This is a genomic window from Pseudomonas sp. PK-RTE-24, from assembly GCF_054052265.1.
In genome coordinates this window covers 2,016,496-2,041,079 of sequence record NZ_CM133224.1, presented here as the reverse complement: position 1 = coordinate 2,041,079, position 24,584 = coordinate 2,016,496, and the positions used below count along the sequence as shown (strand labels likewise).

At 61.7% G+C, this 24,584-nt stretch carries 22 protein-coding genes; 9 read left to right on the top strand and 13 right to left on the bottom strand.

What is annotated here, in order from left to right; translation table 11 throughout:
• Positions 1 to 181 precede the first annotated feature (181 nt).
• The 6 genes from ACV8MC_RS09030 to ACV8MC_RS09005 all read left to right on the top strand — a co-directional run bounded on the left by ACV8MC_RS09030 (position 182) and on the right by ACV8MC_RS09005 (position 6,432).
• Positions 182 to 658, top strand: a complete 477-nt coding sequence (locus tag ACV8MC_RS09030; RefSeq protein WP_457265545.1) for an RNA polymerase sigma factor — start codon at positions 182 to 184, stop codon at positions 656 to 658.
• Positions 655 to 1,629 (top strand): FecR domain-containing protein, encoded by a 975-nt coding sequence (locus ACV8MC_RS09025; RefSeq protein ID WP_252886901.1) that lies wholly within the window; start codon positions 655 to 657, stop codon positions 1,627 to 1,629. Before ACV8MC_RS09030 ends, ACV8MC_RS09025 begins: the two co-directional genes overlap by 4 nt.
• A gap of 204 nt (positions 1,630 to 1,833) precedes the next feature.
• Positions 1,834 to 4,260 (top strand): TonB-dependent siderophore receptor, encoded by a 2,427-nt coding sequence (locus ACV8MC_RS09020; RefSeq protein ID WP_252886902.1) that lies wholly within the window; start codon positions 1,834 to 1,836, stop codon positions 4,258 to 4,260.
• A gap of 74 nt (positions 4,261 to 4,334) precedes the next feature.
• A complete protein-coding gene (locus tag ACV8MC_RS09015) occupies positions 4,335 to 5,465 on the top strand; it encodes a PepSY-associated TM helix domain-containing protein (protein ID WP_122692409.1) in 1,131 nt (376 codons plus the stop codon).
• Positions 5,462 to 5,641 carry a hypothetical protein gene (locus ACV8MC_RS09010; RefSeq protein ID WP_016772844.1) on the top strand — a complete coding sequence of 60 codons (180 nt, stop codon included), beginning with the start codon at positions 5,462 to 5,464 and terminating at the stop codon, positions 5,639 to 5,641. Before ACV8MC_RS09015 ends, ACV8MC_RS09010 begins: the two co-directional genes overlap by 4 nt.
• A gap of 161 nt (positions 5,642 to 5,802) precedes the next feature.
• The gene (locus ACV8MC_RS09005) at positions 5,803 to 6,432 is read left to right on the top strand and encodes a glutathione S-transferase (RefSeq protein WP_095181385.1); all 630 of its coding nucleotides are present in this window, start codon (positions 5,803 to 5,805) and stop codon (positions 6,430 to 6,432) included.
• Positions 6,433 to 6,631: 199 nt separating this feature from the next.
• On the opposite strand, the gene creD is transcribed toward ACV8MC_RS09005, so the two are convergent.
• From creD to rloA2, 4 genes are all read right to left on the bottom strand, one after another.
• Positions 6,632 to 7,999, bottom strand: a complete 1,368-nt coding sequence (creD, locus tag ACV8MC_RS09000; protein WP_256808045.1) for a cell envelope integrity protein CreD — start codon at positions 7,997 to 7,999, stop codon at positions 6,632 to 6,634.
• A gap of 132 nt (positions 8,000 to 8,131) precedes the next feature.
• On the bottom strand, positions 8,132 to 9,550 hold the full coding sequence (gene creC / locus ACV8MC_RS08995; RefSeq protein ID WP_457265059.1) for a two-component system sensor histidine kinase CreC: 1,419 nt from the start codon (positions 9,548 to 9,550) through the stop codon (positions 8,132 to 8,134).
• The gene (creB, locus tag ACV8MC_RS08990) at positions 9,550 to 10,230 is read right to left on the bottom strand and encodes a two-component system response regulator CreB (RefSeq protein ID WP_252877021.1); all 681 of its coding nucleotides are present in this window, start codon (positions 10,228 to 10,230) and stop codon (positions 9,550 to 9,552) included. The genes creC and creB overlap by 1 nt, the downstream gene beginning before the upstream one ends.
• A gap of 69 nt (positions 10,231 to 10,299) precedes the next feature.
• A complete protein-coding gene (gene rloA2, locus ACV8MC_RS08985) occupies positions 10,300 to 10,806 on the bottom strand; it encodes a retropepsin-like aspartic peptidase RloA2 (protein ID WP_016772839.1) in 507 nt (168 codons plus the stop codon).
• 278 nt (positions 10,807 to 11,084) lie between these two features.
• Here rloA2 and ACV8MC_RS08980 point away from each other — a divergent pair, with 278 nt between their 5' ends.
• A complete protein-coding gene (locus tag ACV8MC_RS08980; RefSeq protein ID WP_256808042.1) occupies positions 11,085 to 11,972 on the top strand; it encodes an acyltransferase in 888 nt (295 codons plus the stop codon).
• Position 11,973: 1 nt separating this feature from the next.
• On the opposite strand, the gene ACV8MC_RS08975 is transcribed toward ACV8MC_RS08980, so the two are convergent.
• Positions 11,974 to 12,531, bottom strand: coding sequence for a DUF2780 domain-containing protein (locus ACV8MC_RS08975; protein ID WP_016772837.1), 558 nt, complete (start codon positions 12,529 to 12,531; stop codon positions 11,974 to 11,976).
• 281 nt (positions 12,532 to 12,812) lie between these two features.
• On the opposite strand from ACV8MC_RS08975, the gene ACV8MC_RS08970 reads away from it, so the two are divergent.
• On the top strand, positions 12,813 to 13,121 hold the full coding sequence (locus ACV8MC_RS08970; RefSeq protein ID WP_056786558.1) for a hypothetical protein: 309 nt from the start codon (positions 12,813 to 12,815) through the stop codon (positions 13,119 to 13,121).
• 62 nt (positions 13,122 to 13,183) lie between these two features.
• On the opposite strand, the gene fdhA is transcribed toward ACV8MC_RS08970, so the two are convergent.
• From fdhA to ACV8MC_RS08930, 8 genes are all read right to left on the bottom strand, one after another.
• Positions 13,184 to 14,383, bottom strand: coding sequence for a formaldehyde dehydrogenase, glutathione-independent (gene fdhA / locus ACV8MC_RS08965; protein ID WP_016772834.1), 1,200 nt, complete (start codon positions 14,381 to 14,383; stop codon positions 13,184 to 13,186).
• A 174-nt stretch (positions 14,384 to 14,557) separates the two neighbouring features.
• Entirely contained in the window at positions 14,558 to 15,415 is an 858-nt protein-coding gene (gene purU / locus ACV8MC_RS08960; protein ID WP_150636841.1) for a formyltetrahydrofolate deformylase, read from the bottom strand.
• Between the two features lie 216 nt (positions 15,416 to 15,631).
• On the bottom strand, positions 15,632 to 16,264 hold the full coding sequence (locus ACV8MC_RS08955; protein ID WP_016772832.1) for a sarcosine oxidase subunit gamma: 633 nt from the start codon (positions 16,262 to 16,264) through the stop codon (positions 15,632 to 15,634).
• Between the two features lie 142 nt (positions 16,265 to 16,406).
• The gene (locus ACV8MC_RS08950) at positions 16,407 to 19,424 is read right to left on the bottom strand and encodes a sarcosine oxidase subunit alpha (RefSeq protein WP_457265056.1); all 3,018 of its coding nucleotides are present in this window, start codon (positions 19,422 to 19,424) and stop codon (positions 16,407 to 16,409) included.
• Positions 19,421 to 19,750, bottom strand: a complete 330-nt coding sequence (locus ACV8MC_RS08945; protein ID WP_253496574.1) for a sarcosine oxidase subunit delta — start codon at positions 19,748 to 19,750, stop codon at positions 19,421 to 19,423. Before ACV8MC_RS08945 ends, ACV8MC_RS08950 begins: the two co-directional genes overlap by 4 nt.
• A gap of 14 nt (positions 19,751 to 19,764) precedes the next feature.
• Entirely contained in the window at positions 19,765 to 21,015 is a 1,251-nt protein-coding gene (locus ACV8MC_RS08940; RefSeq protein WP_016772829.1) for a sarcosine oxidase subunit beta, read from the bottom strand.
• Positions 21,016 to 21,036: 21 nt separating this feature from the next.
• Positions 21,037 to 22,290, bottom strand: a complete 1,254-nt coding sequence (glyA, locus tag ACV8MC_RS08935) for a serine hydroxymethyltransferase (protein WP_024014589.1) — start codon at positions 22,288 to 22,290, stop codon at positions 21,037 to 21,039.
• A gap of 273 nt (positions 22,291 to 22,563) precedes the next feature.
• Positions 22,564 to 23,274: a TraX family protein gene (locus ACV8MC_RS08930; protein WP_457265053.1), complete on the bottom strand. Its 711-nt coding sequence runs from the start codon at positions 23,272 to 23,274 to the stop codon at positions 22,564 to 22,566.
• A gap of 126 nt (positions 23,275 to 23,400) precedes the next feature.
• On the opposite strand from ACV8MC_RS08930, the gene ACV8MC_RS08925 reads away from it, so the two are divergent.
• Positions 23,401 to 24,441, top strand: coding sequence for a threonine aldolase family protein (locus ACV8MC_RS08925; RefSeq protein ID WP_457265052.1), 1,041 nt, complete (start codon positions 23,401 to 23,403; stop codon positions 24,439 to 24,441).
• The last annotated feature ends 143 nt before the right edge of the window (positions 24,442 to 24,584 follow it).

Below are 24,584 nucleotides of genomic sequence, written 5' to 3'. Positions count from 1 at the left end.
CTTCGCGAGCAGGCTCGCTCCCACAAGGCAACGCGTTGCTTCAGATCACCTGACCAGTGGCCAATTGCTAACCATTCCCACCTCTGCCAGAATCGCGAACTATTCTCGTTAGTTAACATTTCCCAATCGGTGATGTCCGGTGTCGTCAGTGCCCAACCCCCACAGTGAGCTCGTCGGTGCGATGTATCGCGACCATCGCGGTTGGCTGCTGGCGTGGTTGCGGCGCAATGTGGCGTGTCCGCAGCGTGCCGAGGACCTGAGCCAGGACACCTTCGTGCGCCTGCTCAACCGCGACGAACTGCTGACGCCGCGCGAACCTCGGGCATTTCTGGTGGCGATCGCCAAAGGCCTGTTGTTTGACTACTTCCGCCGCGCCGCGCTGGAACAGGCCTACCTCACCGAACTGATGCTGATCCCCGAAGACGAACAGCCGTCGGTGGAAGAACAGCAAATGATCCTCGACGACCTAAAGGCCATCGATCGCCTGCTCGGCAAGTTGTCGACCAAGGCTCGTGCGGCCTTCCTGTATAACCGCCTCGACGGCCTCAGCCACGGCGAGATCGCCGGCAAACTCGGCGTGTCAGTGCCGCGCGTGCGGCAGTATCTGGCGCAAGGCCTGCGCCAGTGTTACATCGCCCTGTACGGTGAGCCGACATGACGGCGGCCAGTTCGCGCCCGGTGCCGGCGCATGTGCTGGACGCGGCGATTGCCTGGCAATTGACCCTCGACTCGAGCACCGCGCTGGAGCGCGAGGAATTCGCCAAGTGGCATGCGGCCCATGAGGAACACGCCCGCGCGTGGCGCCAGTTGGGCATGCTCGATCAGCGTTTCAGCGTCGCCAAAGGCCCGGCCCGAAGTGCGTTGCTGCAATCGCGCGAAGGCATCCGTCGGCGCGTGCGAAAACTCGGCAGCGGGCTGGCCAGTGTCGTGGTGATCCTCGGGCTGGGACTGTTTGTCAGCGAGCGCTATCTGCCGCTGGATTACTGGCTCGCCGATCAACGCACCGCCACCGGTGAACAGCGCAGCGTGCGCCTGTCCGACGGCACCCTGCTCAACCTTAATACCCACAGCGCGGTCGACGTCCATTTCGATGACAAGCGCCGCTTGATCGTGTTGCAGGAAGGCGAAATCCTCGTCGAAACCGGGCATGGCGATGCGCGGCCGTTTATCGTCGAAACCCGCGAAGGCAGCATGCGCGCGCTGGGCACGCGCTTTCTGGTCAAGCGCGAGGACGATGGCACCCGCCTGAGCGTGTTGCAGTCGGCGGTCGCGGCCCATGCCCAGGCCAACCCGCAAGAACAGATTCTGCGCGAAGGCCAGCAGGTGTTGCTGCGCAGTGACGGGCTGGGCTCGATTGCCGCCCTCGCCCCAGGCACCGATGCCTGGACGCGCGGCATGCTGGTGGTGGACAACGCACGGCTGGGCGATCTGGTGCACGAGCTGGGGCGCTATCGTCGTGGCCATCTGGGCGTGGCGCCGGAAGTGGCCGATCTGCGCATTACCGGCAGCTTTCCTTTGCACGATACCGACAAGGCGCTGAGTGCTTTGCTGCCGACTCTGCCAGTGCAGATCGAGCGGCATACGCCGTATTGGGTCACCGTGGCGAAGGCTGATATCAAGCCTGAGTAATGCGTCGGCAGGAAAACCGCCTTCGCGAGCAGGCTCGCTCCCACATTGGCATGCGATCACCTGTGGGAGCGAGCCTGCTCGCGAAGGCGCCATCAGCCGCACAACCATTTCCTGCAAAAAAGAATTTCCACCCAGCCCTATCACTTTTCCAATCTCGTCCGGCACACAGGCAATTGAGAAATATTTCCATTCAGGAGCCGCCGTATGTCCCGTTCGCCAGACACCTTGTTGCGCCCCAGTCTGCTGGCTTTTGCCATCGCTTTCGGCACGCCGCTGATCAGCAGCCCGTTGCTCGCCGCTGAGCAAGCGTCCAGCGTGCGCGCCTACAACCTGCCGGCGGCGCCGCTGTCGACCACCCTGAACCAGATCGCCAGCCAGGGCGGCCTCGCCCTGTCGCTCAATCCTGCGCTGGCCGCCGGCAAAACCTCGGCGCCGGTCAACGGCCAGTACGACGCCGCCGGCGCCCTGCGCGCGGCTTTGCGCGGCACCGGTCTGCAACTGGAACAGAGCAGCGCCGGCACTTACACCCTGGTGGCCGTGCCGGAAGGCACGCTGGCCCTGCCGGAAACTTCGGTCATCGGCGTGGAAAACTTCGAAAGCGCCTGGGGCCCGGTCGAAGGCTACACCGCGACTCGCACCGCCGCCGGCACCAAGACCGACACTGCGCTGGTCGAAGCACCGCGTTCGATTTCGGTGGCGACCCGCCAGCAAATGGACGACCGCAGCGTGCACAGCCTCGATGACGCCGTGCGCTACATGCCGGGCATCACCGCCAGCAGCTACGGCAGCGACACCCGTGCCGACTGGCTGCGCGTACGCGGTTTCGAGCCGACCCAGTTCCTCGATGGCCTGCCGCTGCCCAAAGGCGTGTACGCCAACCCGAAACAGGAAACCTGGAACCTCGACCGCCTCGCCCTGCTGCGTGGCCCGGCTTCGTCGGTGTACGGCCAGACCCCGCCGGGCGGTTTGCTCGACATGGTCAGCCGCCGCCCGAGCGCTGAAGCCAGCAGCGAAATCCAGTTGCAATACGGCAGCGACAATCACCGCCAGATCAACTTCGCCAGCACCGGCAAGATCGATGAGGCCGGGCAGTTTCTCTATGGCCTCAGCGGCGTGGTGCGCGACAGCGGCACCCAGGTCGACCACGTCGACAACAAGCGCTACAACATCGCGCCGAGCCTGACCTGGAACATCGACGACGACACCAAACTCACCCTGCTGAGCCAGTTCACCCGCGATGACACCGGCATCACCAGCCAGTTTCTGCCGATCCAAGGCACGAAGATCAAATCGCCGCTCGGTGATATTTCCCATCACAAGAATCTCGGCGATCCGGATTGGGAATACTACGACCGCACCTACTACGCGCTGGGTTATGCCTTCGAACATCGGTTGAACGATGTCTGGCAGTTCAAGCAGAACCTGCGCTACACCAAGTCGGACCTGTCGTTCCAGTCGCTGACCCCCGGTTCCTACCCGTTCACCACCGTGGATGCAGAGGGCAACGTCGGCCGCACCAGCACCAGCGTCGACGAAGACATCAGCCAGTTCGCCGTGGACAACAACTTCCAGGCCGACTTCGCCACGGGCAACATTCGCCACACCTTGCTGCTGGGTCTGGATCACCAGCGCAGCAACACCAACTACACCTCGATTTTTGGCGATGGTCTGCAAACCAACGTCATCAACCCGATCTACGGCCAGCCGATCGTACGTCCAGCACGCTCCACCGCGTTTTACGACTACAACCAGAAGACCTACCAGACCGGCCTCTACGTGCAGGACCAAATGGCTCTCGATCAGTGGCGCCTGACCCTCGGCGGCCGTGAAGACTGGGTGCACACCAGCACTGAATTCTTCAACAAGGGCGATGCGACCAACACCCAGCGTGACAAGAAATTCAGCGGCAACGCGGCGCTCAGTTACGTCTTCGATAACGGCTTCGTGCCGTACCTGTCCTACGCCGAATCGTTCCAGCCGACCACGGGCGCCGATGCCACCTCGACCGGCTCGCTCAAGCCAACCGAAGGCAAGCAATGGGAATTGGGAATCAAGTACCAGCCTCCGGGCAGCAAGACCCTGCTGACCGCCGCCGTGTATGACCTGACCCAGAAGAACGTCGCGGTGAACACCTTCGTCAACAACGTTTCGGTGACCAGCCAGACCGGCGAAGTGAAGGTCAAAGGCCTGGAACTCGAAGCGGTGTCGGATGTGACCGACAACCTCAAAGTCATCGCCGCCTACACCCTGGCCAAATCCGAAGTGCAGAAAGGCGTCGACAAGGGCAATCGTCTGCAACTGATGCCCAACCAACAAGCCTCGCTGTGGACCGACTACACCTGGCACGCCGGCGTGCTCGACGGTTTCGGTATCGGTGCCGGCGTGCGCTACACCGGCAACACCTACGGCGACAAGGCCAACACCTGGCTGGGCAAGGCTGACGCCTACACCGTGTTCGACGCCAGCGTGCATTATGATCTCGGCCGTCTGGACAACAGCCTCAAAGGTGCGTCGCTGGCGGTGAATGCGACCAACCTGTTCGACAAGGACTACATTTCCACCTGCGACAGCTTCTACTGCTACTACGGCGACCAGCGCAGTGTCGTCGCCAGCGCCACTTACAAGTGGTAAGCCAGTGAGCTGAAACAGGCCCTGTTCCCAGGCCGTCCGTACCGGGCGGCTTTGGTGTTTTTGAAGGTCATGCAATGAAAAGTAAAACCATCCGCCGCTGGTCGTTCATCCACACCTGGACCAGCCTGATCTGCACGGTGTTTCTGCTGATGCTGGCGCTGACCGGTCTGCCGCTGATTTTCAGCCACGAGATCGATCACGCGCTGGGCAACGCCCCGGAGCTGCGCGAGATGCCGGCCGACACGCCGCAACTCGACCTGCAGCAACTGGTCGATGCCGCGCAGAAACATCGCCCGGGCGAAGTCATGCAGTACTTCGGTTATGACGACGAAGAGCCGAACGCGGCGTTCGCGATCATGGCCAGGACTGCCGACACCGAGCCGAACTCTTCGCACACCTTCATGCTCGATGCTCGCACTGGCGAAGCGCTGGAAACCCCTTCGGCCAACGGTGGTTTGATGCTGTTCATCCTGCGTCTGCACGTCGACATGTTCGCCGGGCTGCCGGGCAAGCTGCTGCTGGCGTTCATGGGGCTGCTGTTTGTCGTGGCGATCGTCTCCGGCACGGTGCTGTACCTGCCGTTCATGCGCCGCTTGAAATTTGGCACCGTGCGCCAGGACAAGTCGACAAGACTGCGCTGGCTCGATCTGCACAACCTGATCGGCGTCGTCACTTTGACCTGGTGCCTGGTGGTGGGCGTGACCGGGGTGATCAGCGCCTGCGCCGACCTGCTCATCGCCGCCTGGCGCAACGACGCGCTGACCACCCTGATCGCGCCGTATCGCGATGCGCCGCCGCTGACTCAACTGGCGCCGGCCACGCGGCTGCTCGACATCGCCGAGGAAGTCGCACCGGGGATGAAACCGGATTTCATCGCCTTCCCCGGCACACGCTTTTCCAGCGAGCACCATTACTCGGTATTCATGAAGGGCGGCACGCACCTGACCTCGCACCTGCTGACGCCGGTGCTGATCGACGCCACGACGCTGCAAGTCACCGCCGTGGCCGAACGGCCGTGGTACATGGACGCCATGGGCATGTCGCAACCGCTGCACTTTGGTGACTACGGCGGCATGCCGATGAAGATTCTCTGGGCGACGCTGGATGTGCTGACGATCATCGTGCTGGCCAGTGGCGTTTATCTTTGGGTAGTGCGGCGCAAGGCGGCCAAGCCTGTTCTGGAAACGGCGGAGGCCTCGGCATGAAGCCGCGTCAGTCGAGTTTCTGGAAGGTTTTCAGCACACCGATCGTGATCGCCTTGCTCAGTGCGGCGGGGCTGTTTGCGGCGTTGCTGGGGGATGGAATCTGGGATGCGTTGAGCTGGGTCGGGCTTGGCGTGCCGGCATTTCTGGCGATAAGAGGTTTTCTGCCGCGAAGCTGAGAATCCCTTGTGGGAGCGAGCCTGCTCGCGAAAGCGCCCGGACATTCAACATCAAAGTCGACTGTCCGACGCCTTCGCGAGCAGGCTCGCTCCCACATGGGTTCTGCGCCGGACGCGAGCAGGCTATGCTGCCCGATCATTGTCCTGATCGAGACCTTGCCATGTCCGCCCCCAGCATGACCCTGTACCACAACACCCTGTCGCCCTTTGTCCGCAAAGTCATGGTGCTGCTGCACGAAACCGGTCAGCAGGATCGTGTCGCGCTGCAGGACTGCGTGCTCAGCCCGGTCAGCCCGAACCCGGCGCTGATTGCCGACAACCCGCTGAGCAAGATCCCCGCCCTGCGCCTGGCCGACGGCAATGTCATCCATGACAGCCGCGTCATCCTCGAATACCTCGATCAGCAGCACGTCGGCAATCCGCTGATCCCCCGTGAAGGTGCGGCGCGCTGGCGGCGCCTGACCCTGGCGTCGATGGCTGACGGGATCATGGATGCCTCGGTGATGGTGCGTTATGAAACTGTGCTGCGCCCGGTGGAAAAACACTGGGACGAATGGCTCGACGCCCAGCGCGACAAGATCCGCCGCGCCCTCGCCGTGCTGGAGAACGAAGCGATTGCCGAGCTGACCAGCCATTTCGATGTCGCGGCGATCAGCGTGGCCTGCGCACTGGGCTATCTGGATCTGCGTTTCCCGGACATGGACTGGCGTGCAGCCAATCCGCAACTGGCCAACTGGTATTTTGAAGTGAGTCAGCGACCGTCCATGGTGGCGACAATGCCCAAGCCCTGATTCTGCGGCGCCTGATCTGCCCCCATCGCTGGCAAGCCAGCTCCCACATTGAATCGGGACAGACCGCTGACCTGTGTGTCGGCATATATCATGTGGGAGCTGGCTTGCCAGCGATGGCACCACCTCGGTTCTGGCGGCAGCGCTGCAACAATCAGCGTCAGCAGAACCGCCACTTCCCTGCGCTCAGCTCGCAACCCGCTCATTGCATCGCCTCCACGTCAAACTCCAGCGGCCTGGCCGGCTTCAAACCAATCCCGTACCAGTCCAGTTTGCGCGTCAGCACCATGAACACCCCGAGCAGACCGAACAGCATCAGCGAGCCCATCAGCAGCGCGTAATCCTCGGCACTTAGCAATCCGTACAGCAGGCCATACAGCGCCGCCAGCCCCGCCGAAAAACTCAAGCCATGCCGCGCGCTGCGCAGGACGTGGCTGACATAGAAGCCGATCAGCAACACGCAGCCACTCGCCGACAACAGATACGCCAGCGCAAAACCGATGTGTTCCGACAGCGACAACAGCAGCAGGTAAAAGAACGCCAGCGCGACACCGACCAAGGCATATTGCACCGGGTGCACCGCGAGGCTCTTGAGCACTTCGAAGAGGAAGAAACCGGCGAATGTCAGGACGATGAACAGCAGCGCGTATTTGATCGCCCGGTCGCTCTTCAGGTACTGATCCACAGGATCGATGAAGCTCACGCCGAAGCTGCGCCCGTTGAGTGCATCACAGTCGCCAGCGACGCAGCGCTCCATTGCCTCTTGCAGGTTGGTGGAGAAAAACGAGGTCTGCCAGTCGGCGCTGAAACCCTGATCGTTGATCTCGCGCTTGGCCGGGAGGAAGTTGCCGACGAAGCTGGGGTGCGGCCAATTGGCGGCGAGGCTGACGCTGCTGGTCTTGCCCACCGGCACCACTCGCAGCGAGCCGGTGCCTTGCAGGCGCAGGTCGAAACCGAAGGTCAGTTGCGTGGCTTTGCTGGCGTCGAGCGCCGGCAGAGTGACGTGTACACCCTCGCCGATCCAGGCCACTTCGCTGCCGGGCACGAAGTCCAGTTGCTGGCCGCCGAGCTCGAGTTTCAGCGCGTTTTCGATGCCGCGAATATCGCTGATACCCACAGCCAGGAACGGCGCGTCGAATTGGTAATCGGCAAAGTTCTCTTTGATGCCCAACTGCGCCGGCAGGGAAAAATGCCCATCGATGCGGTTGTCGGCGTGGAACAGTCGCGCCTCGTAAATGCCGCGTTTGCGCAGTTCGGTTTGCACCTGGCCGTCGAGTTCAAAACGCTCTGGCAGAAAGTACAGACGCCCGCGCGCTTCGCCGATCTCCTCGTAGCGCTTGTTGGTTTTCTCGTTGGTTTTCCAGGTGCGCACCACCTTGCGATATGGCACTACCATCACCGGCCCGGTCAGCTGCTGGCTGTAACTGGAGCTGCGCGCGATGTCTTCGAGCACACCGTCGCGCAGTTGCTGACGTTCGTCGATGATGCCGTCGATCATCAACAGCGGTATCAGCAACAGCAGGATCAACAAGGCAATCGCGCCGAGCTTGATGGTCAGATTCTTGTTCATGGGACTCTCCCTGTTTGGATGGGGGGAGTCTGCTGATGCGCTGTGGTGGGAGTGTGGGGGGAATATGGAGATTGTGTGGAGAATGCATTCTCCTGTGGGAGCGAGCCTGCTCGCGAAGGCAGCAACTGGGTCTCACGGCAAGCGCAATACCACCTCAACCCCGCCCTCGACATTGCCAATGCGCATCATCCCGCCATGCAACTTGACTACTTCTTCAACGAAGTTCAGCCCCAGCCCGGTGCTCTTGCGTCCGCTGTCCGGGCGCGGCAACGAGTAGAAGCGTTCGGTCAGACGCGGCAAGGCGTAATCGGGAATCGGCGTGGTCTGGTTGAACAGGCGGAACTCGATCTGCTCGCCAACCCGCTCGGCGCTCAAGCGCAACAGGCCCTGCGCCGGGGTGAAATCCAGCGCGTTCTCAAGCAGATTGCCCAACGCCTGGCGTAGCAGAAACGGCTCGCCAATCAACAGCAGATCCTCGCCGATCGCTTGCTCGACGCGCAGTTGTTTGCCCTCGATCCGCGCGGCCTGCGCCTTGAGCAGTTCTGCGACCAACAGCGCCAGCGGTACTGCCACCCGTTCTTCCAGCCCTTGGCGTTGTTCGACTTGCGCCAGGTTGAGCAGGCGCTCGATCAACTGCTGCATCCGCGCACTCTCGCTGTCGATGTTGCTGACAAAGCGCAAACGCTGGACGGCCGGCATATCACTTTGCAGCAGCTCCGCTGCGCCCCGGATCGCCGCCAGCGGACTTTTCAATTCATGGGTCAGGGTGTGCACGTAGCGCTCGACGTAGGCCTTGCCTTCGAGCTGGGTGCGCATCTGCTCGACCGCCGTCGCCAGTTGCTCCAGTTCGCCGCCGCGATAGTGCGGCACTTCCACGCGCCGGCCTTCGCTCACCGCTTGGGCATAACCGGTCAAACGGTGCAGCGCGCGGCTCAGCCACCATGAGAGCAAAGCACCGAAGAGCAGGCCGAGGCCGATCAGTCCGGCGCCGTAAAACAGCAAACGCCGCTCGGTGCGATCGACGTAGGGCTGCAGCGAACTGTTGGGCTTGGCCACGGTGACCACGCCGATGATCTTGCCGTTGTCGCGGATCGGTGCACCGACGTGCATCACTGAAGAGCTCGGATCATCAGGATCACTGCGGCTGGAGCGCGCGCCGTACTCGCCGCGCAGGGTCAGGTAAACATCGTTCCAGCGCGAATAATCCTGGCCGACCGCGACGCCGCTGGAGTCGAGCACGACGATGCCCTTGGCGTCGGTGACGTAGATGCGGTGGTTGACCTGGTTCTTCGGCAAGCCCCAGATGGTCGCTTGCGGCTGCCGTTCGCCATAGGCACGGAGCAGTTGCGGCCAGCGGTTCTCGCTGAGGGTGCCGGCCTTGAAATCGTCGCGCAGGATTTCTGCCATCAGGTTGGCGGTGTCCACCAGCGTCTCTTCGGTGGACTGACGCACGCCGGGGCGGATTTCTTCCATGACCGTGTTGAGGACGAAATAACCGGTCAGGCCGACAAACAGCACGTACACCAGAAAGATCCGCAGCCCCAGCGACATCAGCTGTGCCCCGGGCTATAGCTGTAACCGAGGCCGCGATGGGTCTGGATCGGCTCGGCTTCGGCGCGCACCAGGCGCAACTTGGCGCGCAGGCTTTTGATGTGGCTGTCGATGCTGCGTTCGTAACCGGCGTCTGCCGCTACGCCCAGCGCATCGAGCAATTGCTCGCGGCTGAACACCCGCTCAGGTTGTTCGAGCAGGCATTGCAACAAGCGGAATTCATGGCGGGTCAGGCTCAGCGGCTGGCCGCGATAGCTGATCTGCACGCGTTCGGCATCGATGCGAAACAGCGTTGAGCCTGCTTCCAGGGTTGCGCGCGGCGCCATGCGTTTGAGGATGGCTTTGACCCGCGCCGCCACTTCACGCGGGCTGAACGGCTTGACCACGTAATCGTCGGCACCGATCTCCAGACCCACCACGCGGTCGATCTCGGCGTCGCGGGCGCTGAGAAACAGCACCGGCACTTCCGTGAAGCGCCGCAACTGCTTGCAGGTTTCGAAGCCACTGATGTCCGGCAGACCGATATCGAGAATGATCAGGTCGGACGGGGTTTGCCGCTGATGCTCCAGCGCCGCCGCGCCGAGGTTCAGCCACGTGGTGCTGAACCCCTCGCCCTGCAAGGCAAAAATCAGTGTGTCGGCAATCGCCGCTTCGTCTTCGACAATCAGGATGTGCGGCATGGCGTCCGAGCCCGTGGCAGTTAGTGCGCGAACGGTGCCCCAAGCCCGGGGTTACGTCAATCAGACCACTTAGCAGTCAGGCTTGTCGGCGGTGTAACGCCGTGCCGGGTTGACCGCCGCGCCGAACTCACGCAAAGCCTTGGCGCCGATCAGCAGCGGATAGTTGAAGTGGCTGCGGTCGGTCAGATTGACCTCGACGGTGCGCTTGACGTTGCCCAGGCACAGTTCCAGATCGACCACCGGGCGCTTGGCGACATCGCTGCTGTCGCGCTCTTCATCGTCCTCGTCGGAACGGCTTTTGATCTTGCTGATCCGCGCGACCTTGTGCTCGAAAACCTTGTTGCTGGCGTCCTTGGTGGCGAGGCGAAAACGCACCCAGTCTTCGCCATCACGGGTGAAGGTCTCGATGTCCTTGGCCGACAGCGAGGCGGTCAGCGCGCCAGTGTCCATCTTGGCCTTGAGCACTTCGCCACCGATTTCCGGCAGCGCGATGTATTCGTAGCGACCGTACAGCGTCGGCTCGGCGGCCATGACCGGCAGCGCGACGAGGGCAAACAGAGCAAGGAGGGATTTCACGTAAGGGGCTTCCTTGGAAATTGAGGGCGGCGGACTGGAGTTTTAGACACGCGCCGAGTTATTCGTTCGCTTCGGTCCTCTTCGCGAGCAGGCTCGCTCCCACATTTGAAATGCATTCCCCTGTGGGAGCGAGCCTGCTCGCGAAGAGGCCAGTGCATTCAGATCCAATCTTGAGCGAAGCATACCCGGCAAAAAGTGAAACATTCGTCAGCGCCGATTTGGCCTGTCGCGCGAAGCTGCTTATCATGGCTCGCCCCTGCCACTTCATAGAGTTGCTTATGCGCCGCCTGCTCACCGGCTGTTTCGTCACCCTGCTGCTGTTGCTCAACACCCTGATCCTGATCGGGCCATTGATGGTGTTTGCCCTGCTCAAACTGGTCGCACCCGGGCGCTGGCGGGATTACGCATCGGGGGCGGTGATGTGGATCGCCGAGACCTGGGCCGAAATCGACAAGCTGATCTTCCGGCTGTGCATCCCGACGCAATGGGACATTCGCGGCGGCGACGATCTGCGCCGCGACACGTCCTATCTGGTGGTCAGCAACCATCAATCGTGGGTCGACATTCCAGCACTGATCCAGACCCTCAACCGGCGCACGCCGTTCTTCAAGTTCTTTCTGAAGAAAGAGCTGATCTGGGTGCCGTTCCTGGGCTTGGCGTGGTGGGCGCTGGATTACCCGTTCATGAAGCGCTACACCAAAGCCTTTCTGGCAAAGAACCCCGAGCTGGCAGGCAAGGATCTGGAAATCACCAAAGCGGCGTGCGAGCTGTTCAAGCGCCAGCCGGTGACGGTGGTGAATTATCTGGAAGGCACGCGCTACACCCTGGCGAAAAGCACCCAGCAGGAATCACCGTTCAACCACTTGCTCAAACCCAAGGCCGGCGGCGTGGCGTTCGTGCTGGCGGCGATGGGTGAACAGCTCGACGCGATGCTCGACGTGACGGTGGTGTATCCGCAGGAAAAGATCCCGGGCTTCTGGGACCTGATCAGCGGCAACGTGCCGCGAGTGATCATCGACATCAGGACCCGCGAACTCGACCCGGCGCTGTGGCAGGGCGATTACGAGAAAGATCCGGCGTTTCGCCAGCGCGTCCAGAACTGGGTCAACCAGCTCTGGACCGAGAAGGATCAGCGCATCGTCGAGCTGCGCAACGAGCGCGGCTGACTCAAGTGCCGGTGCCGGTGCCCCAGATGCTGCCCAGGCTGCTCAACAGCGAACCACCGACGCCCTGCTGACCGAGATATTGCAGCAACACCGGGGCAAACTGGCCGATCATGCCGCTGTCCATGCCCAGCGCGCTGAACGCGTTGTTCAGGTCGTTAGTGTCTTTGACATTGCCCAGCGCATTTTCAAGACCTGCGGACTTGCCGGACGAACCGAGCAAAGCCCCGAGCGCCGCCAGATTGCCGCTGCCACCGGACAGTTTGTCGATGCCCGGCACTTCCTTGGCCAGTTGCGAGTAGTCGGTGCTGCTCAACTGATTCTTCGCCAGCCCAAGCATCGCACTGGTACCGCCAACGGCCTGCTCCGGCGTGACGTCCAGCGCACTCAAAGCACTCAACAAACCAGCGGTCTCCGAAGTCGGCGCTGCAGCGGCCGCCTTGTCACCACCTTGCATCCCCGCTACCGCACCGGCCACGTCGTTCAAACTGAACCCGGCAAACACCGGCCCGGCGGCCAGGGTCAGGAGCGATGCCAAGGCAAAACCGCGTGAAATCTTCATTCAGACATCCTCTTGGGAAAAGCAGCCGCCGGACAACGGCGACGAAACTGCCGGTTTGACCGGGTATTGGGCGGCATGTTCCTCGCCGCGCATCCCCTTCTCTACGCACTCACCTAAATGAATTGTTCAATCGTTGAATAGCCACTTCACTATTCGACTTCACACTGAAAACCCGACTATTTATTTCGATTGGAACTAACCAACTGTCAGATCTGACAGTTGGCAGTCATAACGATGCAAGTGAATATCTCCACTCCAATTACGTAACGGAGTACGAAAAGATGAAGTTGAAAATTGTCACTGGCGCCCTGCTTGGTCTGACCATGATGAGTACTGCCTATGCTGCAACCTGCCCAACGATATCAGTGACTCATGCGCAAGGCGCCGAAGATGTAACCTTCACTTCTGCCCGACTTAAAGATAAAGACACTGCTAATTCAGTTGTCATCTGCCGATACGAAGGTGAGGCAGACCTTGGCGTCTCGGCTGGCTACAGAAACGACACTCCGGTTCAAGCCACCGGTAGCAATTGGAATGGTGATGAGTGTGCAACCAAGGATGGTGACGCCCGCAAATGCGCCTTTAAATAACTGATCGTGTTCAGAACAAAAAAGGGCAGCCCGATCGGCTGCCCTTCTTACATGGGTAGAACTTACGCCGCACTGAACAACTTATGCGGATCAATCACAAACTTCTTCGGCACGCCCGCATCGAACTCGCCGTAACCTTCTGGCGCCTGATCGAGGCTGATCACTTGCACGCCGACTACTTCAGCGATGTTGATGCGATCCCACATGATCGCCTGCATCAGTTGGCGGTTGTACTTCATCACTGGAGTTTGCCCAGTGTGGAAGCTGTGGGATTTCGCCCAGCCCAAGCCGAAGCGAATGCTCAGGCTGCCCATTTTCGCGGCAGCGTCGACGGCGCCCGGATCTTCGGTGACGTACAGGCCGGGGATACCGATCTTGCCGGCAACGCGCACCACGCCCATCAGTGAGTTGAGCACCGTGGCCGGGGCTTCGGCCTTGACGCCGTCGTGGCCGTGGCCGCGTGCTTCAAAGCCAACGCAGTCCACCGCGCAATCGACTTCCGGCTCGCCCAGCAGCGCGGCGATCTGTTCGTGCAGCGGGGTGTCTTTGGACAGGTCGACGACCTCAAAGCCCTGGGCCTTGGCGTGGGCCAGGCGGATGGTGTTGACGTCGCCGACAATCACCACCGCAGCACCGAGCAAACGTGCGGAAGCGGCAGCGGCCAGGCCGACCGGACCGGCGCCGGCGATGTACACGGAGCTGCCCGGGCCAACACCGGCAGTAACCGCGCCGTGATAGCCGGTCGGGAGGATGTCGGAGAGGCAGGTAAGGTCGCGGATTTTCTCCATGGCCTTGTCGCGATCCGGCAGTTTCAGCAGGTTGAAGTCGGCGTACGGCACCAGCACGTATTCAGCCTGGCCACCGGTCCAGTCGCCCATGTCGACGTAACCGTATGCGCCGCCGGCACGGGCCGGGTTGACGGTCAGGCAGACGCCGGTGTGTTGCTCTTTGCAGGAACGGCAGCGCCCGCAAGCCACGTTGAACGGAACGGAGACCAGATCGCCGATCTTCAGGTTTTCGACGTCGGAGCCCTTTTCGATCACCTCACCGGTGATCTCGTGCCCCAGCACCAGACCGGTCTGCGCCGTGGTCCGGCCGCGCACCATATGCTGGTCGGAGCCGCAGATGTTGGTGGAAACCACTTTGAGAATGACCCCATGCTCGATCTTGCGACCGCGCGGGTCCTGCATTTTCGGGTAGTCGATTTTCTGTACTTCGACCTTGCCAGCGCCGAGATACACCACACCACGATTGCCAGACATGCTTTCACCTCGCTGTTGTTTTTATGGAACTGCGTTGCCCCGGTTGGGCAGCGCGTTGAGTGCTCGGGTATTGCTTGTTGGTCTTGCGTTGTTTGTTACGGCCCCTTCGCGAGCAGGCTCGCTCCCACATTGGAATGCATACCCTGTGGGAGCGAGCCTGCTCGCGAAAGCGATCTAGAGAACGACGGTTCTGTTGGCGTTCAAAAAAACTCGTCTTTCGATGTGATACCCAACCGCCCGCGCCAAGGTCAGGCCTTCGATATCCCGCCCTTTGGCAATCAGATCCTCGGGGTAATGACTGTGATCCACCGCCTCGACACCCTGGGCAATGATCGGCCCTTCATCAAGGTCGTTATTGATGTAATGCGCCGTCGCGCCCACCAGTTTCACGCCCTTGTTGTAAGCCTGGTGATAAGGCTTGGCGCCCTTGAAGCCCGGCAACAGCGAGTGATGAATGTTGATCGCCTTGCCGTCGAGCTTGCGGCACAGCTCCGGCGATAGCACCTGCATGTAGCGGGCGAGGATCACCAGTTCGGCACCGGCCTCTTCGATCACCTGCCAGACCTGACGCTCCTGCGCCGGTTTGTCGTTGGGGTCGAGAGGGAAATGGTAGTAGGGAATCTGGTGCCAGTCGGCCAACGGCTTGAGATCCGGATGGTTGGACACCACCGCCGCGACGTCCATCGACAACTGGCCGATGCGCTGGCGATAGAGCAAGTCGTTGAGGCAGTGATCGGCCTTGGAGACCATGATCACCACTTTCGGTCGGTAGTTCGGCGCGGTCAGCTCAAAGAGCATGCCGAACGCATGCCCGCGCTCGGCCAGCCCGGCGCGGAAGGATTGTTCGTCGAAGCCGTCGGGCTGACGGAATTCCACGCGAATGAAGAAACGCCCGGAGAGGCGGTCATCGAACGAGTGGTGCTCGGTGACATAACAGCCCTGCTCGAACAGAAAACGCGTGACCGCGTCCACCGTGCCGAGGACGCTGGGACAGTCGGCGGTCAGAATCCATGTGTCTGGGGCGCGGCTCATGGTGCGGTGACTCCTGTTCGTTGTGCGGGGTGTCAGGTTTTCCCCTCACCCTAGCCCTCTCCCAGAGGGAGAGGGGACTGACCGAGGTGTTCTTTCGAGCTACGCCGACCTGAAATAGCGCGTCGAACTCAGGCTCGAAAAACACACAAATCTGCTCCCTTTCCCCCTCTCCCCCTCAGGGGGAGAGGGCTGGGGTGAGGGGGTGGCTTTTGATCTTCAGGCCTGAACGCTCAGCCCGTACTCGGCCGAAGCATCCTGCAACCACAACCACCAGTAATCCGAGAAACTGCGCCGGATCAGCAGTTCCCAGGTGTCTTCGGCGGTATGACGAATCATCAGCTGCGACTTGGCGAACACCGTGCCCACCGCTTTGCCGACCGGGAAGTTGTTCGGGTGCACGTCATAGCTGGTGGATTTCATCAGCACCTGACGTACGTTCGGCCCGCTCAGTTCGAGGATCTGCTGGCCACCGCTGACGTTGACGATGGCGATGTGCAGATCACCCAGCGCTTCGCGCAGTTTCTGCTCGGCGGCGAACTCTTCACCGCTTGGCACGATCAGCAGCCACTCGTCCGGGCCCATCCATTGCAGGCTGGTTTCGCCTTTGACGATTACGCTCAGCGCACCGGGCAATTCAATGCCAAGCGCCTTGTGCACACCGGCCGCGAATGCGGCATCGTGGCCATCGCCACGAATAGTCAGGTGGCCGAGGAGTTTCTTTTCCCGCACGATCACGCCGGCGTTCTTGCGGCCCTTGCCGACCAGGCTGGCGAGGTCGGCATGGTGCAGCGACGACTCGGCACGGGCGCCGGTGGTCGGGCGTTGCTGGTAAACATTGGCTGTGGTCATAAAGCACCTTCTGAATTCTGTTGGTTCCTGTGGTTGCTGTGCCGCCGCCTTCGCGAGCAGGCTCGCTCCCACAGGGGAACGCGATCGAATGTGGGAGCGAGCCTGCTCGCGAATAGCCGCCCGCCCACCGCTCCCGAGGTTGTCAGATGTTCTGCCGCTCACCCTTCGGATCGAAGAACACCGAAGAAACAATCTCCGCCTCGATCACGCTGCCATCGGCCAGCGGTGCGAACACCCGCTCGCCCATGCGCTTGAGACCGCCCTTGACCACACCCATGGCAAATGAATAACCGAGGGAGTTGTGCGCGTAGCTGGAGGTCACGTGGCCGACCATGGTCATCGGGATCGCCTGCTTGGTGTTGAACACCAGCTGCGCACCTTCCGGCAGCCATTTGGTCGGATCGATCGGCTTCAGGCCCACCAGTTGTTTGCGCTGTTCCTTGACGCAATCTTCGCGGTTCATGCCACGCTGGCCGATCCACGAGAACGGTTTGGTGCGACCGACACACCAGCCCATGTTCAGGTCGTCCGGGGTCATCGAGCCGTCGGTGTCCTGACCGACGATGATGAAACCCTTCTCGGCCCGCAGCACGTGCATGGTTTCGGTGCCGTACGGGGTCAGGTTGTACTGCTTGCCGGCCTCGACGATTTTCTCCAGCACGCCCATCGCATAATCGGCCTGCACGTTGACTTCGTACGACAGCTCACCAGTGAACGAGATACGGAACACCCGCGCCGGCACGTCGCCGACCAGACCTTCTTTCCAGGTCATGAACGGGAACGCTTCGTTGCTCAGATCAATGTCGGTCACGGCGCTGAGCAGCTTGCGGCTGTTAGGCCCGGACAGGGTCATGGTCGCCCAGTGATCGGTAACGGAGGTGAAGTACACCTTCATATCCGGCCATTCGGTCTGGTGGTACAGCTCCAGCCATTGCAGCACGCGAGCCGCGCCGCCGGTGGTGGTGGTCATGACGAAATGGTTGTCGGCCAGGCAAGCCGTCACACCGTCGTCGAAGACCATGCCGTCTTCTTTGCACATCAAACCATAGCGAGCCTTGCCCACGTCGAGCTTGGTCCAGGCGTTGGTGTACACGCGGTTGAGAAACTCGCGGGCATCCGGGCCTTGAATGTCGATCTTGCCGAGGGTCGAAGCATCGAGCAGGCCAACGCTGTCGCGCACGGCTTTGCATTCGCGCTTGACCGCCGCGTGCAGGTCTTCACCGTTTTTCGGGAAGTACCAGGGACGTTTCCACTGACCGACGTCTTCAAACTCGGCGCCGTTCTTCACATGCCAGGCATGCAGCGCGGTGTAGCGCACCGGTTCGAAGATGTGCCCGCAGTGTCGACCGGCCACGGCGCCGAAGGTCACCGGCGTGTAGTTCGGACGGAACATGGTGGTGCCCATCTGCGGGATGGTCACGTTCAGCGAACGGGCGGCAATGGCCAGACCGTTGACGTTGCCGAGCTTGCCCTGATCGGTGCCGAAGCCCAGCGCGGTGTAGCGTTTGACGTGCTCGACCGACTCGAAACCTTCACGGGTCGCCAATTCGATACCACCGGCGGTGACGTCGTTCTGGAGGTCGACGAATTGCTTCGGTGCACGCGCCGAGTTCTTCTCGTGCGGCACCTGGAACAGCGCCAGGGTCGGCTCTTCGAGACGGCTCAGGGCTTTCGGCAACACGCCTTCGACGGTCTGGAAACCGGCTTCGGCAGCAGCGCGCACGCCACCTTCAAAACCGTCGGCCAGCGAATCGCCGAGCGCGTAGACGCCATTGATGCCACCGACGCACACGCGCTTCTGCGGTGCTTCGCCCGGTACGAAACCGAGAATGTCTTCGCGCCAGACCGGTTTGCCACCGAGGTGCGAAGCCAGGTGAACCACCGGGCTGTAACCACCGGAGCTGGCCACCAGGTCGCAGTCGAGCCATTCGCCCGGACTGGTCACGGCGTGGGCCTTTACGTCAATCGCGGCGACGCGGGCAGCGGTCACACGCTTGCTGCCACGCACTTCGATGACGGCGCTGCCGGTGAGGATGCGAATGCCTTTGGCGCGCGCTTCTTCGACCAATGCACCGCGCGGATTGCTGCGGGCATCAGCGATGGCGACCACTTGCAGACTGGCATCGAGCCAATCCAGAGCGACGCGATAGGCGTGATCGTTGTTGGTCGACAGCACCAGTTTTTTGCCCGGCGCTACGCCATAACGACGCACGTAAGTCGACACCGCGCCGGCTAGCATGTTGCCCGGCACGTCGTTGTTGCCGTACACCAGCGGACGCTCGTGGGCACCCGTCGCCAACACCACGCGCTTGGCGCGGACACGGTGGATGCGCTGCCGCACCTGACCGATTGGCGCGCGGTCACCGAGGTGATCGGTGAGGCGTTCGTGAATGGTCAGGAAGTTGTGGTCGTGGTAACCGTTGACCGTGGCGCGCGGCAACAGCAGCACGTCCGGGGTGTTCTTCAATTCAGCGATGACACTGGCGACCCATTCCATCGCCGGTTTGCCGTCGAGGCTTTCGCGGGAATCAAGCAGGCTGCCACCGAACTCTTCCTGCTCATCGGCCAGAATCACGCGGGCACCGCTGCGCGCAGCGGCCAGGGCAGCGGCGAGACCGGCCGGGCCGGCACCGACGATCAGCACGTCGCAGTGCTGGTTCATGTAGTCGTAGGTGTCCGGATCGTTCTCGGTCGGCGAACGGCCGAGGCCGGCAGCCTTGCGGATGTACTTCTCGTAAGTCATCCAGAACGATTGCGGGTACATGAAGGTTTTGTAGTAGAAACCCGGCGGCATCAGCTTGCCGCCGACCTTGCCGAGAATCCCCATCATGTCGTTGTTGACGCTCGGCCAGCCATTGGTGCTGGTGGCGACCAGGCCCTGATACAACGCCTGTTGCGTGGCGCGCACGTTGGGAATCTGCGTGGCTTCGGTGGCACCGATCTGCAGCACGGCGTTCGGCTCTTCGGAACCGGCGGCGAAGATGCCGCGAGGGCGCGAATACTTGAAGCTGCGGCCGATGATGTCGACGCCGTTGGCGATCAGTGCAGCGGCCAGCGAGTCGCCTTCGTAGCCTTTGTAGGTCTGGCCGTTGAAGGTGAAGCTCAGCACTTTGTTGCGGTCGATCCGTCCACCGTTGGACAGGCGATTGGTCTGGCTCATACCTTCTCTCCCAGCGCCGTCGCGGCTGTTTTCGCAGTGCCAGCCTTGTCGGTGAATTGCGGCTTCTCGCCGATCTTGTAGCTCTCGAGAATCTCGTAGGTCACGGTATCGCGAGTGACGTTGAAGTACTGGCGGCAACCGGCAACGTGGTCCCACAACTCATGGTGCAGACCGCGCGGGTTATCGCGAAAGAACATGTAGTCGCCCCACTCTTCATCGGTGCAGGCGTTCGGATCCAGCGGACGCGGGATGTGCGCCTGGCCGGATGCGTGGAATTCCTCTTCAGAGCGCAGTTCGCCGCAGTGAGGACAGAAGATATGCAACATGGGGATTTCTCCTGTTAGTGGGCAACCGCAGCAGCGCCGTGTTCATCGATCAACGCACCGTTGTGGAAACGGTCGATGGAGAAAGGTGCAGCCAATGGGTGCATTTCACCCTTGGCCAGACTCGCGGCAAACACGTTGCCCGAGCCAGGTGTGGCTTTGAAACCGCCGGTGCCCCAACCGCAGTTGAAGAACATGTTTGGTACCGGCGTCTTGGAAATGATCGGGCAGGCGTCCGGCGTGGTGTCGACGATGCCGCCCCACTGGCGGTTCATGCGTACGCGGGACAACACCGGGAACATCTCGACGATGGCCTGAATGGTGTGTTCGATCACCGGGTACGAACCACGCTGGCCGTAGCCGTTGTAACCGTCGATACCGGCGCCGATCACCAGGTCGCCCTTGTCGGACTGGCTGATGTAACCGTGTACGGCGTTGGACATGATCACGCTGTCGATAATCGGCTTGATCGGCTCGGACACCAGCGCTTGCAGCGGGTGGGATTCGATCGGCAGGCGGAAACCGGCAAGCTTGGCCATGTGCCCGGAGTTACCGGCCGTCACCACGCCGACGCGCTTGGCGCCGATAAAACCCTTGTTGGTTTCGACGCCGATGCACACACCGTTTTCCTTGCGGAAACCGATCACTTCGGTCTGCTGGATCAGGTCCACGCCCAAGGCATCGGCGGCACGGGCAAAGCCCCAGGCCACGGCATCGTGTCGGGCGACGCCGCCGCGACGCTGCACGGTCGCGCCCATGATCGGGTAGCGGGTGTTTTTCGAGCAGTCCAGGTACGGAATTTCGTCCGCAACCTGCTTGGCGTCGAGCAGTTCGCCGTCGACGCCGTTGAGGCGGTTGGCGCTGACCCGACGCTCGGAATCACGGATGTCCTGCAGGGTGTGGCACAGGTTGTAGACGCCACGCTGGGAGAACATCACGTTGTAGTTGAGATCCTGCGACAGGCCTTCCCACAATTTCATCGCGTGTTCGTAGAGGTGCGCCGACTCGTCCCACAGGTAGTTGGAGCGCACGATGGTGGTGTTGCGTGCGGTGTTACCGCCGCCCAGCCAACCCTTCTCGACCACGGCGACATTGGTGATGCCGTGCTCCTTGGCCAGATAGTAGGCCGTCGCCAGGCCGTGCCCGCCGCCGCCGACGATGACCACGTCGTAGACTTTTTTCGGGGTGGGCGTGCGCCACATGCGCTGCCAGTTTTCGTGGTGGCTGAGCGAGTGTTTGAACAGGCCGAAGCCGGAATAGCGTTGCATAGTCATTACTCCAAAACCGACTCAGCGATAAACCGGGAAGTCTGCGCACAGGGCCGAGACCTGCTGGGCGACATTGGCCTCGACATCGGCGTCGCCGAGGTTGTCGAGGATGTCGCAGATCCAGCCGGCGAGGGTTTCGCACTGGCTGACCTTGAAGCCGCGCGTGGTCACCGCCGGGGTGCCGATGCGCAGGCCCGAGGTCACGAACGGCGACTGCGGGTCGTTCGGCACGGCGTTCTTGTTCACGGTGATGTGGGCACGGCCCAGCGCGGCATCGGCGTCCTTGCCGGTCAGGCCCTGACGGATCAGGCTGACCAGGAACAAGTGGTTGTCGGTACCGCCGGACACAACATCGTAGCCACGCTTGATGAACACGCTGGCCATCGCCTGGGCGTTGTCGATCACTTGTTGCTGATAGGCCTTGAAGCCAGGCTCCAGCGCTTCCTTGAAGCACACCGCTTTACCGGCGATGACGTGCATCAGCGGACCGCCCTGGGCGCCGGGAAAAACGGCGGCGTTGAGCTTTTTCTCGATCTCTTCGTTGGACTTGGCCAGGATCAGCCCGCCACGCGGACCGCGCAGGGTTTTGTGCGTAGTGGTGGTGACCACATCGGCGTACGGCAGCGGGTTCGGATACAGGCCAGCAGCGACCAGACCGGCGACGTGGGCCATGTCGACGAACAGCAGCGCACCGACCTTGTCGGCGATCTGACGGAAGCGCGGGAAGTCCAGAGTCTTTGAGTAAGCGGAGAAACCGGCAACGATCATTTTCGGTTTGCACTCGACGGCCAGACGCTCGACTTCGTCGTAGTCGATCAGTCCGGTGTCGGTGTTGATGCCGTACTGCACAGCGTTGTAGAGCTTGCCCGAGGACGACACTTTCGCGCCGTGGGTCAGGTGACCGCCGTGGGCCAGGCTCATGCCGAGGATAGTGTCGCCCGGCTGGATCAGCGCCAGATACACGGCGCTGTTGGCCGAGGAGCCGGAGTGCGGCTGGACGTTGGCGTAGTCGGCGCCGAACAGTTGCTTGGCGCGTTCGATGGCCAGTGCTTCGACCTTGTCCACATGCTCGCAGCCACCGTAGTAGCGCTTGCCCGGATAGCCTTCGGCGTATTTGTTGGTCAGGCCGCTGCCTTGCGCCTGCATGACGCGCTTGCTGGTGTAGTTCTCCGACGCGATCAGCTCGATGTGATCTTCCTGACGTTGCTCCTCGGCATTCATCGCCGCCAGCAGTGCATCGTCGTAACCCTGGATCTGGTCTTGCTTGCTGAACATCGCGTCTCTCCCAGCGGCATCTGTGCGCCATTCGTCTCGGTAAGGCACTGGCAATGATGGCAGTGCCCTTTGATGCGATGGTATGACCGGCACAGACAGCTCAAATGCCTGCGCGCGCCACGCAAAGGTGCGTTTACGACATGGCTGGAAATGACCTCTTCGAAACGCCGCAGATCCCCTGTGGGAGCGAGCCTGCTCGCGAAGAGGCCGGCACATCCGACATAGAAGTTGGCTGGCAGACCGCTTTCGCGAGCAGGCTCGCTCCCACAGGGGTCAGGCGATGATTTGGCGGATGGCGAGCAGCAGGAGGAAATGCGCGGGATACAGCGCATATGCCCAGCGCCGCATCGGTGGTGGCTGCAGATGTCGCCCATGTCGCAACAAGAACATTCCCAGCATCGGCGCAAACAGACATGTCGCCAGGCCGAGAATCGCCACGCTGTTGCCGAACCGCGCCGACTCGAGCAGCACCTGCCATTGGTTCGCCGCCAGACAAACCAGCCCGGCGAACAGACTGAGATACCACGGCCGGCGAAAGACCAGCAGCATCGCCAACGGCAGCAGCACGCCGAAGAAACCGAACATCAGTCGTTCTGAAAAAACCATCGCGACCACCAGCGCGGCCAGTGCGAGCAATCGCGCCACCGACGCAGAGTCCTGCCAAGCGCGCGCCACCAGCAGGCCCAGCGCCAGCGTCGGCATCACGTTGAACGTGTCAGGGTCGGGGATATAAAAGCGATAAGGGATTTCGCTGATGGCGCTGAACAGCACCAGCCAGCCCAAATAGCGCCATTCCATCTTGCGCGAACCGTCCCGGGCCAGATTCACCGCCATCGCCAGGCAAAACCACGGAAACGCCAGGCGCCCCGGCACATACAACCAGTCGACGGAGAAGCCGACATATCGCAGGTGATCGAGCAACATGCTCAGCAGCGCCAGCCACTTGAGCAGATCCAGGGCGCCGTCGCGTTGGCTCAGGTGCATAATCGGCCCATAAACTGGTAATTTTCCCCACCCGACATCGCATGTGCTCCCCGGAAGATCTTCGGTAAAGTGCGCATCCTCATTGACCACGAGCCTTCACAAGAGTCTCGATTACGGAAGCCGGCCATGACCGACAAGAGCCAACAATTCGCCAGCGACAACTATTCCGGGATCTGCCCTGAAGCCTGGGCTGCCATGGAACAGGCCAACCACGGCCACCAGCGCGCTTACGGCGACGATGAATGGACCGCCCGCGCGGCCGATCATTTCCGCAAACTGTTCGAAACCGACTGCGAAGTGTTCTTCGCCTTCAACGGCACCGCCGCCAACTCGCTGGCCCTGTCGTCGCTGTGCCAGAGTTACCACAGCGTGATCTGCTCGGAAACCGCCCACGTCGAAACCGACGAATGCGGCGCTCCGGAATTCTTCTCCAACGGCTCGAAGCTGCTGATCGCCGGCACCGAAAACGGCAAGATCACCCCGCAATCGATCCGTGAAGTCGCGCTCAAGCGTCAGGACATCCATTACCCGAAACCGCGCGTGGTGACCCTGACCCAGGCGACCGAAGTCGGCAGCGTCTACACCCCGGAAGAAGTCCGCGCCATCAGCGCAACCTGCAAGGAACTGGGCCTGCACCTGCACATGGACGGCGCACGGTTCTCCAACGCTTGCGCATTCCTCGGCTGCTCGCCCGCCGACCTGACCTGGAAAGCCGGCGTCGACGTGCTGTGTTTCGGCGGCACCAAGAACGGCATGGCGGTGGGTGAAGCGATCCTGTTCTTCAACCACAAACTGGCCGAAGACTTCGACTACCGCTGCAAGCAGGCCGGGCAACTGGCGTCGAAGATGCGCTTTTTGTCGGCACCGTGGGTCGGCATTCTGGAAAACGACGCCTGGCTCAAATACGCCCGCCACGCCAACCACTGCGCGCAACTGCTGGCAGAACTGGTCAGCGACATTCCCGGGGTCGAACTGATGTTCCCGGTGCAGGCCAACGGCGTGTTCCTGCAACTGTCCGAGCCGGCCATCGCTGCGTTGACTGCAAAGAACTGGCGCTTCTACACCTTCATCGGCAAGGGCGGCGCACGCCTCATGTGCTCCTGGGACACCGAAGAAGAGCGCGTGCGCGAACTGGCGCGCGATATTCGCGAGGTCATGTCGGCCTGATTCCCCTCCCAAGTTGCATTCCCATGCTCAGCACGGGAATGCAACCCAGAGGCTGCGCGTCGCGGACCTGCATTTTCAGAATCGGCCTACACCAAGGCCTACAGAAAGCACAAAAATCCCGCCATAGACTGCCCGCTCCCGAT

Excerpts from the sequence above, each read along its gene's own strand:
- ACV8MC_RS09030 (WP_457265545.1), top strand. The coding sequence starts at position 182 with ATGTATCGCGACCATCGCGGTTGGCTGCTGGCGTGGTTGCGGCGCAAT.
- ACV8MC_RS09025 (WP_252886901.1), top strand. The coding sequence starts at position 655 with ATGACGGCGGCCAGTTCGCGCCCGGTGCCGGCGCATGTGCTGGACGCG.
- ACV8MC_RS09020 (WP_252886902.1), top strand. The coding sequence starts at position 1,834 with ATGTCCCGTTCGCCAGACACCTTGTTGCGCCCCAGTCTGCTGGCTTTT.
- ACV8MC_RS09015 (WP_122692409.1), top strand. The coding sequence starts at position 4,335 with ATGAAAAGTAAAACCATCCGCCGCTGGTCGTTCATCCACACCTGGACC.
- ACV8MC_RS09010 (WP_016772844.1), top strand. The coding sequence starts at position 5,462 with ATGAAGCCGCGTCAGTCGAGTTTCTGGAAGGTTTTCAGCACACCGATC.
- ACV8MC_RS09005 (WP_095181385.1), top strand. The coding sequence starts at position 5,803 with ATGTCCGCCCCCAGCATGACCCTGTACCACAACACCCTGTCGCCCTTT.
- creD (WP_256808045.1), bottom strand. The coding sequence starts at position 7,999 with ATGAACAAGAATCTGACCATCAAGCTCGGCGCGATTGCCTTGTTGATC.
- creC (WP_457265059.1), bottom strand. The coding sequence starts at position 9,550 with ATGTCGCTGGGGCTGCGGATCTTTCTGGTGTACGTGCTGTTTGTCGGC.
- creB (WP_252877021.1), bottom strand. The coding sequence starts at position 10,230 with ATGCCGCACATCCTGATTGTCGAAGACGAAGCGGCGATTGCCGACACA.
- ACV8MC_RS08980 (WP_256808042.1), top strand. The coding sequence starts at position 11,085 with ATGCGCCGCCTGCTCACCGGCTGTTTCGTCACCCTGCTGCTGTTGCTC.
- ACV8MC_RS08975 (WP_016772837.1), bottom strand. The coding sequence starts at position 12,531 with ATGAAGATTTCACGCGGTTTTGCCTTGGCATCGCTCCTGACCCTGGCC.
- ACV8MC_RS08970 (WP_056786558.1), top strand. The coding sequence starts at position 12,813 with ATGAAGTTGAAAATTGTCACTGGCGCCCTGCTTGGTCTGACCATGATG.
- fdhA (WP_016772834.1), bottom strand. The coding sequence starts at position 14,383 with ATGTCTGGCAATCGTGGTGTGGTGTATCTCGGCGCTGGCAAGGTCGAA.
- purU (WP_150636841.1), bottom strand. The coding sequence starts at position 15,415 with ATGAGCCGCGCCCCAGACACATGGATTCTGACCGCCGACTGTCCCAGC.
- ACV8MC_RS08955 (WP_016772832.1), bottom strand. The coding sequence starts at position 16,264 with ATGACCACAGCCAATGTTTACCAGCAACGCCCGACCACCGGCGCCCGT.
- ACV8MC_RS08950 (WP_457265056.1), bottom strand. The coding sequence starts at position 19,424 with ATGAGCCAGACCAATCGCCTGTCCAACGGTGGACGGATCGACCGCAAC.
- ACV8MC_RS08945 (WP_253496574.1), bottom strand. The coding sequence starts at position 19,750 with ATGTTGCATATCTTCTGTCCTCACTGCGGCGAACTGCGCTCTGAAGAG.
- ACV8MC_RS08940 (WP_016772829.1), bottom strand. The coding sequence starts at position 21,015 with ATGCAACGCTATTCCGGCTTCGGCCTGTTCAAACACTCGCTCAGCCAC.
- glyA (WP_024014589.1), bottom strand. The coding sequence starts at position 22,290 with ATGTTCAGCAAGCAAGACCAGATCCAGGGTTACGACGATGCACTGCTG.
- ACV8MC_RS08930 (WP_457265053.1), bottom strand. The coding sequence starts at position 23,274 with ATGCACCTGAGCCAACGCGACGGCGCCCTGGATCTGCTCAAGTGGCTG.
- ACV8MC_RS08925 (WP_457265052.1), top strand. The coding sequence starts at position 23,401 with ATGACCGACAAGAGCCAACAATTCGCCAGCGACAACTATTCCGGGATC.